Annotated in this window: 8 protein-coding genes; 5 read left to right on the top strand and 3 right to left on the bottom strand. The window is 69.0% G+C overall.

Annotated elements, in window-relative coordinates; all coding sequences use genetic code 11:
* Nucleotides 1-1,512: inorganic phosphate transporter (locus AC1DXV_RS27365; RefSeq protein ID WP_477936522.1), on the bottom strand; the 1,512-nt coding region annotated here is incomplete at its 3' end.
* A 115-nt stretch (nt 1,513-1,627) separates the two neighbouring features.
* Between AC1DXV_RS27365 and ppk2 the strand changes: the two genes are divergently transcribed.
* Complete coding sequence (gene ppk2 / locus AC1DXV_RS27360; RefSeq protein WP_477873465.1) at nt 1,628-2,524, top strand: polyphosphate kinase 2; 897 nt, start codon at nt 1,628-1,630, stop codon at nt 2,522-2,524.
* A gap of 286 nt (nt 2,525-2,810) precedes the next feature.
* Here the strand turns inward: ppk2 and pstS are convergent, their stop codons facing one another.
* A complete protein-coding gene (pstS, locus tag AC1DXV_RS27355) occupies nt 2,811-3,863 on the bottom strand; it encodes a phosphate ABC transporter substrate-binding protein PstS (protein ID WP_477936520.1) in 1,053 nt (350 codons plus the stop codon).
* A 260-nt stretch (nt 3,864-4,123) separates the two neighbouring features.
* On the opposite strand from pstS, the gene AC1DXV_RS27350 reads away from it, so the two are divergent.
* A complete protein-coding gene (locus AC1DXV_RS27350; RefSeq protein ID WP_477936518.1) occupies nt 4,124-4,378 on the top strand; it encodes a hypothetical protein in 255 nt (84 codons plus the stop codon).
* A gap of 97 nt (nt 4,379-4,475) precedes the next feature.
* Here the strand turns inward: AC1DXV_RS27350 and AC1DXV_RS27345 are convergent, their stop codons facing one another.
* A complete protein-coding gene (locus AC1DXV_RS27345) occupies nt 4,476-5,582 on the bottom strand; it encodes an ROK family transcriptional regulator (protein ID WP_477936516.1) in 1,107 nt (368 codons plus the stop codon).
* 143 nt (nt 5,583-5,725) lie between these two features.
* Here AC1DXV_RS27345 and xylB point away from each other — a divergent pair, with 143 nt between their 5' ends.
* The 3 genes from xylB to AC1DXV_RS27330 form a co-directional block, all read left to right on the top strand.
* Nucleotides 5,726-7,198, top strand: coding sequence for a xylulokinase (gene xylB, locus AC1DXV_RS27340; protein ID WP_477936524.1), 1,473 nt, complete (start codon nt 5,726-5,728; stop codon nt 7,196-7,198).
* Nucleotides 7,199-7,216: 18 nt separating this feature from the next.
* Nucleotides 7,217-8,530: a xylose isomerase gene (gene xylA / locus AC1DXV_RS27335; RefSeq protein ID WP_477873454.1), complete on the top strand. Its 1,314-nt coding sequence runs from the start codon at nt 7,217-7,219 to the stop codon at nt 8,528-8,530.
* 123 nt (nt 8,531-8,653) lie between these two features.
* Nucleotides 8,654-8,839: transposase (locus AC1DXV_RS27330; RefSeq protein ID WP_477867874.1), on the top strand; the 186-nt coding region annotated here is incomplete at its 3' end.

The following is an 8,839-nucleotide window of genomic DNA, read 5'->3' as shown; positions in this document are numbered from 1 at the left end:
CGACCGGTTGGCCGCCATCGTGCCGGCCACGCCCGACGACAGCACGTGCGTGGTCGACACCGRCAGGCCGTACACGTCGGCCGCGCCGATCGTCAGCATCGCCACCAGCTCGGCCGACGCCCCTTGCGCATAGGTGAGATGGGTCTTGCCGATCTTCTCGCCGACGGTGACCACGATGCGCTTCCAGCCGACCATCGTGCCCAGGCCCAGCGCGATCGCGACCGCCACCTTCACCCACAGCGGGATGAATTTGGTCGCGTCGTCGATCTGCTTCTTGAAGGCCTTCAGGTTGGCGCGCGCATCGGTGTCGAAGCCGGTGCCCTCGGCCTTGTCGAGGAAGCGGATCGCCTCCGATGCGAGATACATGTCGTTACGCACATTCGCGACCGCCTCGGCCGGCACGCGGGCCAGCGAGCCGTGCTGCTTGACCTGGCGGCCGATGCTGCCGGCCATCTCGGCGAGGGCCGGCACCACGTCCGGCGTCAAGGCCTTGGTGCGCACGTAGTCGGACAGCACCTTGCGCGGATCGGCCGGGGTGGCAGCCGGCACGGCGGCCGCGTTGCCGCGCACCAGCGAGCCCTGGGTGGCCTGCGCCATCGCGACGAACTGGGTCACCTGGTCGACCGGCATCGCGCGGTTCAGCGCATAGGCCATCGGCACCGTGCCGACCAGGATCAGCATGATCAGCCCCATGCCCTTCTGGCCGTCGTTCGAGCCGTGCGCGAACGACACGCCGGTGCAGGTCAGCACCAGGAGGCTGCGGATCCACCACGGCGGCGGCCGGTTGCCCTTCGGCTCTTCGTAGAGCGCGCGGTTTTTCACGAAGGCGCGCAGCGCGACCAGCAGCAGCGCCGCGCAGCCGAAGCCCACCAGCGGCGACAGCAGCAGCGAGTAGCCGACCTTGGTGGCTTGCGCCCAGTCGACGCCGCTGGTGCCGTCGCGGCCGTGCATCAGCGCGTTGGCGATGCCCACGCCGATGATCGAGCCGATCAGCGTGTGGGACGACGAGGCCGGCAGCCCGAGCCACCAGGTGCCGAGGTTCCAGACGATCGCGGCGATCAGCAGCGCGAACACCATCGCGAAGCCGGCGCCCGAGCCGACCTGCAGGATCAGCTCGACCGGCAGCAGCGAGATGATGCCGAAGGCCACCGCGCCGCTGGACACCAGCACGCCGAGGAAGTTGAAGAAGCCCGACCAGACCACCGCGATGTTCGGCGGCATCGAATGGGTGTAGATGACGGTCGCGACCGCGTTGGCGGTGTCGTGGAAGCCGTTGACGAACTCGAAGCCGAGCGCGATCAGCAGCGCCACGCCCAGCAGCAGGAAGGGCAGCCAAGTGGTGACCGTGGTGCCGGCCGCGCTGATGTCGCCGACCAGGCTGTAGCCGGTGAACAGCAGGCCGGCGGCGAGCAGGCCGATGAACAGGATCGCCGTCAGCGGGCCGGGCTTGCGGTCCAGCGAGGGGCGCGACGATACGGGCAGCGTGCCGGCGGTGGTGGTGCTGGTGTTCATGGAGCCGGATCGTCGGACGGCGATGTGACAACGGCATGACGGCGGGCTGTCATGGTCCCGTCATGCGGCTGATGCACCGTCAGGCACCTGTGTCTTTCAACCTGCCGTACCCACCATGAGCGTGAACCCCGAACAAGACGAGTGGATGCAGCGCATCCACCGCGACCTGATGGACAGCTACGACGAGGAGCTCGAGCTGGAGATCGAGGACCGCGACCCGGACGGCACGCCGTCGGACCGTGAGCAGCGCCGCAGCTACTTCCGCGAGCTGTTCCGGCTGCAGGGCGAGCTGGTGAAGCTGCAGGACTGGGTGGTCGGCACGCGGCAGAAGGTGGTGATCCTGTTCGAGGGGCGCGACGCGGCCGGCAAGGGCGGCGTGATCAAGCGCATCACGCAGCGGCTGAACCCGCGGGTGTGCCGTGTTGCCGCGCTGCCGGCGCCGAACGACCGCGAGCGCACGCAGTGGTATTTCCAGCGCTATGCGACGCACCTGCCGGCGGCCGGCGAGATCGTGCTGTTCGACCGCAGCTGGTACAACCGTGCCGGCGTCGAGCGGGTGATGGGCTTCTGCACCGACGACGAGTACGAGGAGTTCTTCCGCACCGTGCCCGAGTTCGAGAAGATGCTGGTGCGCTCGGGCATCGTGCTGCTGAAGTACTGGTTCTCGATCACCGATGAAGAGCAGCACCTGCGCTTCCTTGGCCGCATCCACGATCCGCTGAAGCAGTGGAAGCTGAGCCCGATGGACCTGGAGTCGCGCCGCCGCTGGGAGGACTACACCAAGGCCAAGGAGATCATGCTGGAGCGCACGCACATCGCCGAGGCGCCGTGGTGGGTGGTGCAGGCGGTCGACAAGAAGAAGGCGCGGCTCAATTGCATCGCGCATTTGCTGGGGCAGCTGCCGTATGGGGAGGTGGCGCATGCGCCGATCGAGTTGCCGCAGCGGGTGCGGCACGATGATTACTTCCGGCAGCCGGTGCCTGAGCAGATGATCGTGCCTGAGGTGTACTGAACGTCTGTTGGCGCTTGCAAAGGCGCGGGYGGGGAGGCTGKGGCTCGCCGGTCGGTGCGGTCATCGCCCCTGGCGGGGCGMTGACTCCCCTSCGCTGRCTGGTTTCATGGCCCGTCGCCCAAACTCCCGCCACTCRCTTCGCTCGTTGTGGTCAAACAGTGGGCGACAGTCAGTKGACGAAGCGTGCTGCGCACGCGGGCCAAGAAACCAGCCAGCTCCGGCGCCCCGCCCTGATTGGCGCTCCCCAGCCTCACCCCCCGCGCGACGCGCACACGCAGCAACGCAGCTAGAAATTCATGTACTGAGGCGCCTTCCCATCCTTCGCACGCACACCCGCAAACCGCGCCGTCAACCGTGCCTGCAAATTCACCGGCAGCGGCGCAAACCCCGTGCCGCGCGTCAGGTCGTCGCCGTGCATCAGGCACCAGTAGAGGAATCGCATGCCCTGCGCGGCGCGCTCGGCATCGGCCGGCTCGGCGTCGAACAGCACGAAACTCGTCTGCGTGATCGGCCACGCGCCGCTGGCGGGCCGGTTCATCAGCGACGCGAGGTCGTTGCCAGCGCGCGAGACATCGCTGTCGAGGATCGCCGCGCGGAAGCCCGCCTCCGACGCCGCCACCGCCACGCCCGCGCCATTGACCAGCCGCACCGCCGCCAGCCCGTCCTTCACGACGCGGTCGTAGCTGACGTAGGCGATGCCGCCGTCGCTGCCTTCGAGCGCCTTCACCATGCCGTCGTTGCCCTCGGCCGTCGCGACCTCGCCCGGCCACTTCGGTGCCTGGCCGGCACCGATCTCGGTCTTGAAGGCCGGTGACACCTCCGACAGGTAGCGCGTGAAGCCCTCGGTCGTGCCGGAACGGTCGGCACGCACGATGCGCTGGATGCGCAGCGCGGGCAGCGCGATGCCCGGGTTCTGCGCCGCGATGCGCGCGTCGTTCCACTTCACGATGCGCGCGGCCATGATGTCGGCCAGCACCTCGCCCGACAGCTGCAGCCGGTTCGCGCCGATGCCGGGCAGCTTGACCACCGGCACGATGCCGCCGATCAGCATCGGCACCTGCACCAGCTTGCGCTTCGTCAGCTCGTCGGCGGGCAGCGGCGAATCGCTGCCGCCGAAGTCCACCGCGCGTGCGCTGATCTGCTTGACCCCGTCGCCCGAGCCGGTGGCCTTGTAGGTGACGGCGGCTCCGGCGTTCTGCTGCTCGTAGGTCCTGGCCCAGCGTTCGTAGACCTTGGACGGGAACGAGGCCCCGATGCCGCGCACCTGCGCGAACGCATTCGTGGCAAGGAGGGAGATCAGGCCGGCGAGGGCGGCGTGGCGAAGGCGTGTGGTGGTCACTTCGGAAAAGCCGTTGGTTACTGCGAGGGCGCGACGATACATCGAACGCGTGACAGTGCGTGAACCCGACAGGGTGGGTGTCGCCAAGCGTGAACTGCGTCGCACCTGCCCAGGCTTCAACACGCTGTTACCCGGCACACGGTCACGTAACGGGCCGCCATGGAAGACTTCTGCACACGGGAGCCCGAGAGGTGGCCTCAAGCCAGCTGCAAAACGGCCGAACTTGCATGGACCACTTCCACATGTTGTTGGAGCCTTGAATGGACCTGGAAACCTCTGTCGTCGACTCGCAGACCCTGCGCCGCTACCTGATGGCACCGAACCCGATGCAGCGCGCGATCGCACTGCACGCGCTGGAGGTCGAGGTCGAGCGGCTGCCGGCCGGGGACCGCTCGCTCGGCAATGAAGTCGAGAAGTTCGTCTCGCGCGGCATTCCGTTCTATGCGCTGAACGATCCGCACTATTGCAGCTGGGTCGGCAAGGCCGCCTCGTATTGGGACAAGCTGCACGCTTGAGCCGGCGCAGGCGGGCCGAGCGCCGGGCCGCCCCAAGCCGGCCCGCATCCCCTTGGGGGATCGATCGATGTACTCGTCGATCGAGGGGCTGACATGACTAGCCGTAGATCGGCCTGAGCATGCAATGCAAGACATACGCGGCGCCGCCCACGGCCGTCGCCAGTGACCCATACCGTGCGATGCGGATCTGCGGCGGCGCGATGCCCGCCTCCGCCGCGAACTGCTGCACCGCCGCCAGGGCAGGGTCGAGGAACTCGTCGCCGCGCTCGACCGTCTCGCCGCCGAGCACGATCACCGTCGGGTTGAAGGTCATCCACACGTTCTGGATCAGCACGCCGAGGTAGGCGCCCGCACGCGCCACGTCGTCGGGCGACTGGATGTGCCGCGCGCCGATCAGCGCCTCGGCGCAGCCGCGCCGCCCGCACGAGCACAGCGGCCCGCCCATCTGCAGGATCGTGTGGCCGACCTCGCCGGCCAGCCCGCTCGCGCCGCTGAACAGCCGGTCGTTCAGCACGATGCCCGCGCCGACGCCGATGCCGCAGCTCAGGAAGATCAGCGGGTCGTCGGCCGGCCCCTCGCTGAACTCGAACTCGCCGATCGCCGCCAGGTCGGCCTCGTTCTGGTAGTAGATCGGCACGCCTTCCAGGCCCGCGGCCGCGGCCTCGCCCGACAGCCGCCGGCCCAGCTCCACGTCGCGCCAGCCGATGTTCGGCGCGAACTTCAGCACGCCGGCCTGCTCATCGACCGCGCCCGGCAGCCCGACCCCGATCCCCATCAGCCGGTAGCCGCGCTCCTTCACCTGCGCCGCGAGCGACAGCACCTGCTCGATCAGCTGGTGGCAGGCCAGTTGCGGCTCCAGCGAGCGCAGCAGCGTGCGCTGCGATTCGATGACCTCGCCGTTGATCGTCACCGCCGCGGTCTGGATCGCGTCGATGCCGAGCTCGGCACCGATCAGCGCCAGCCGCTGGCTGTTCAGCCGCAACGGCTTCGGCCGCCGCCCGAGGCTGCCGGTGTGCTGCGCCTCTTCTTCGAGCAGCCAGCCCTCGTCGATCAGCTCCTTCGCCAGGATGCTGATCGTCGACTTGGTCAGCCCGCTGTGCGTGGACAGGTCGGCGCGCGACAGCCCCGGCTCCTCGCGCAGCAGGCGCACCAGCGCCATGCGGTTGATGCGTTTGACAAGGTGCTGGTCGCCGGTGAGTGTCATGCGGCGCATTGTCGCCACCGACCCGGCCGGATCCGACTTCGGGAAAGCGCGAGGTGCATTTGTTTGTTCGATGAACTAAAGTGGCGGGCGTTGCCCCACCGGGCCCTTTTGTCATGACAACCGGCTTCGCGCCGCCCGCCGCCATGTACCTCGGAATCGACCTCGGCACCTCGGAAGTCAAGGTCCTGCTGCTGCAGGACGATCACCGCATCGTGGCCACGGCCGGCGCGCGGCTGACGGTGTCGCGTCCGCACCCGGGCTGGTCCGAGCAGGATCCGGCCGACTGGTGGGCCGCCACCGAGACCGCGGTGGCTGCGCTGCGTGCCGAGGCGCCGGCCGAGTTCGCACGCGTGCGCGGCATCGGGCTGTCGGGCCAGATGCACGGCGCCACCTTGCTCGATGCCGACGACGCGGTGCTGCGCCCCGCCATCCTGTGGAACGACGTGCGCTCCGCGGCCGAGTGCCTGGAGCTGCAGCGCCGCCTGCCGGCACTGCCCGAGATCGCCGGCAACCTCGCGATGCCGGGTTTCACGTCGCCCAAGCTGCTGTGGGTGCAGCGCCATGAGCCGAAGCTGTTCGAGCGCACCCGCTGCGTGCTGCTGCCCAAGGACTGGCTGCGCCTGCAGCTGACCGGCGAGAAGGTCAGCGAGATGTCCGACGCGGCCGGCACGCTGTGGCTCGACGTGGCGCAGCGCCGCTGGTCGCGCGAGCTGCTGGCGGTGAGCAACCTGAGCGAGCAGCGCATGCCGCGGCTGGTCGAGGGCAGCGCGGTGTCGGGGCAACTGCGCGACACGCTGGCCGATGCCTGGGGCCTGCCGCGCGGCATCCCGGTGGCCGGCGGCGGCGGCGACAACGCGGCCAGCGCGGTCGGCATCGGTGCGGTGCGGCCGGGCGAGGGTTTCATCTCGCTCGGCACCAGCGGCGTGCTGTTCGTCGTGACCGACCGCTTCCGCGCCAACCCGGCCTCGGCGGTGCATGCGTTCTGCCATGCGGTGCCGAACCGCTGGCACCAGATGAGCGTGATGCTCTCGGCCGCGAGCTGCCTGAGCTGGGTCACCCGGCTGGTCGGCGCGGCCGGCGAGGGCGCGCTGCTGAACGATGTCGGCGCGCTCGATGCGGCCGGCCAGGCGGCCGCGCCGCTGTTCCTGCCCTACCTCGGCGGCGAGCGCACGCCGCACAACGATGCCACGGCGCGCGGCGTGTTCTTCGGCCTGTCGCACGACACGACGGCGGCGCACCTCGGCTGGTCGGTGCTCGAAGGCGTGGCCTTCGGCATGCTCGACGGGCTGCATGCCTTGCAGGCCGCCGGCACCACGGTGGGCCCRCTGACGATCGTCGGCGGCGGCTCGCGCAGCCCGCTGTGGGCGCAGCTGTTCGCCACGCTGTACGGCGTGCCGGTGCGCACCGTGCATGGCGGCGAGGCCGGCGGGGCGCTCGGCGCCGCGCGCCTGGCGTGGCTGGCCACCGGCGGCAGCGAGGCCGAGGTGTGCCTCGCGCCCGCGCTGAACACCGAATACCTGCCCGAGCCCGCCGCGCGCCGCGATGCGCTGCTGGCCCGCCACGACCGATTCAAGACGCTTTACCCGACGCTGCGGGCCGCCTTTGCCGCAGCCTGATTCACCAGGAGACATGACATGAGCGACTTCTTCAAGGGCATCGCCCCGATCAAATACGAAGGCCCCGAGAGCGACAACCCGCTTGCCTTCCACTGGTACGACAAGGACCGTGTCGTGCTCGGCAAGCGCATGGAAGAGCAGCTGCGCTTCGCCGCCTGCTACTGGCACAGCTTCGTGTGGGACGGCCGCGACCCGTTCGGCGGCGACAGCTTCCAGCGCCCGTGGCACCAGATCGCCGACCCGCTGGAGCAGGCGCGCGTGAAGGCCGATGTCGCGTTCGATTTCTTCAGCAAGCTCGGCATCCCGTACTACTGCTTCCACGACCGCGACGTGGTGGCTGAAGGCAGCACGCCGCGCGAGAGCGTCGAGTGGCTGCGCCGCACCGTCGACCTGCTCGGCGAGAAGCAGCAGGCCACCGGCGTGAAGCTGCTGTGGGGCACGGCCAACCTGTTCTCGCACCGGCGCTTCATGTCGGGCGCGGCGACCAACCCCGATCCCGAGGTGTTCGCGATGGCGGCGCTGCAGGTCAAGGAGGCGATGGACGCCACCGTGCGGCTGGGCGGCGCCAACTACGTGATGTGGGGCGGCCGCGAGGGCTACGAGACGCTGCTGAACACCGACCTGAAGTCGGAGCTGCAGCAGATGGGCCGGCTGCTCGCGATGGCGGTCGATCACAAGCACAAGATCGGGCTGAAGGGGCCGATCCTGATCGAGCCGAAGCCGCGCGAGCCGACCAAGCACCAGTACGACTTCGACGTCGCCACCGTCTACGGTTTCCTGAAGACCTACGGCCTCGAGAACGACGTGAAGGTCAACATCGAGGCCAACCACGCGACGCTGTCGGGCCACAGCTTCGAGCACGAGATCGCGACCGCGGCGGCGCTCGGCATCTTCGGTTCGGTCGACATGAACCGCGGCGACATGCAGTGCGGCTGGGACACCGACCAGTTCCCGAACAACCTGCCGGAGATGGCGCTGGCGATGTTCCACATCCAGCGCGCCGGCGGCTTCACGAGCGGCGGGCTGAACTTCGACGCCAAGGTGCGGCGCCAGTCGATCGACGCCGAAGACCTGTTCCACGGCCACGTCGGCGCGATGGACCTGTGCGCCCGCGCGCTGCTGGCGGCCGAGCGGATGATCCAGGAAGGCAAGCTGGAATCGGCGGTGCAGCAGCGCTACGCCGGCTGGCGCGGCGCGTTCGGCCAGCAGGTGCTGAAGGGCGAGCTGACGCTGGACGCGGTGGCGCAGCGCGTGCTGGATCGCAATGCCGACGTGCAGCCGAAATCCGGCCGCCAGGAGGCGATGGAGAACCTGCTGAACCGCTACGTCTGAAATCCGCTCGCCCTGAGCCTGTCGAAGGGTCGGGCTGAGCCTGTCGAAGCCCCGCCACAATGACCTTGCCCGCGGAATCCGTATCCCTTGCTGAGTGGTTCAATCCAGGCAAGGAGAACGAAAGTGACGAAGGCAAAGAGAGCGCGCTACACGCTGGAATTCAAGCTTGAGGCGGTGCGGATGGTCAAGGGTGGGCAGAGCCTGGCGGTGGTGTCGAAGGTGCTGGGCGTGGCTGATCAGACGCTGCACAACTGGCTCAAGGCGGACCAGAGCGGCAAGCTGAACGGGCCCGGTAGCAAGCCTGTGAGC

This window comes from Rhizobacter sp. P3_C12 (genome assembly GCF_056402735.1).
This window is presented reverse-complemented; position numbering and strand designations above follow the sequence as displayed.

Coding starts and splice junctions, on each gene's coding strand:
- ppk2 (WP_477873465.1), top strand. CDS start 1,628: ATGAGCGTGAACCCCGAACAAGACGAGTGGATGCAGCGCATCCACCGC.
- AC1DXV_RS27350 (WP_477936518.1), top strand. CDS start 4,124: ATGGACCTGGAAACCTCTGTCGTCGACTCGCAGACCCTGCGCCGCTAC.
- AC1DXV_RS27345 (WP_477936516.1), bottom strand. CDS start 5,582: ATGACACTCACCGGCGACCAGCACCTTGTCAAACGCATCAACCGCATG.
- xylA (WP_477873454.1), top strand. CDS start 7,217: ATGAGCGACTTCTTCAAGGGCATCGCCCCGATCAAATACGAAGGCCCC.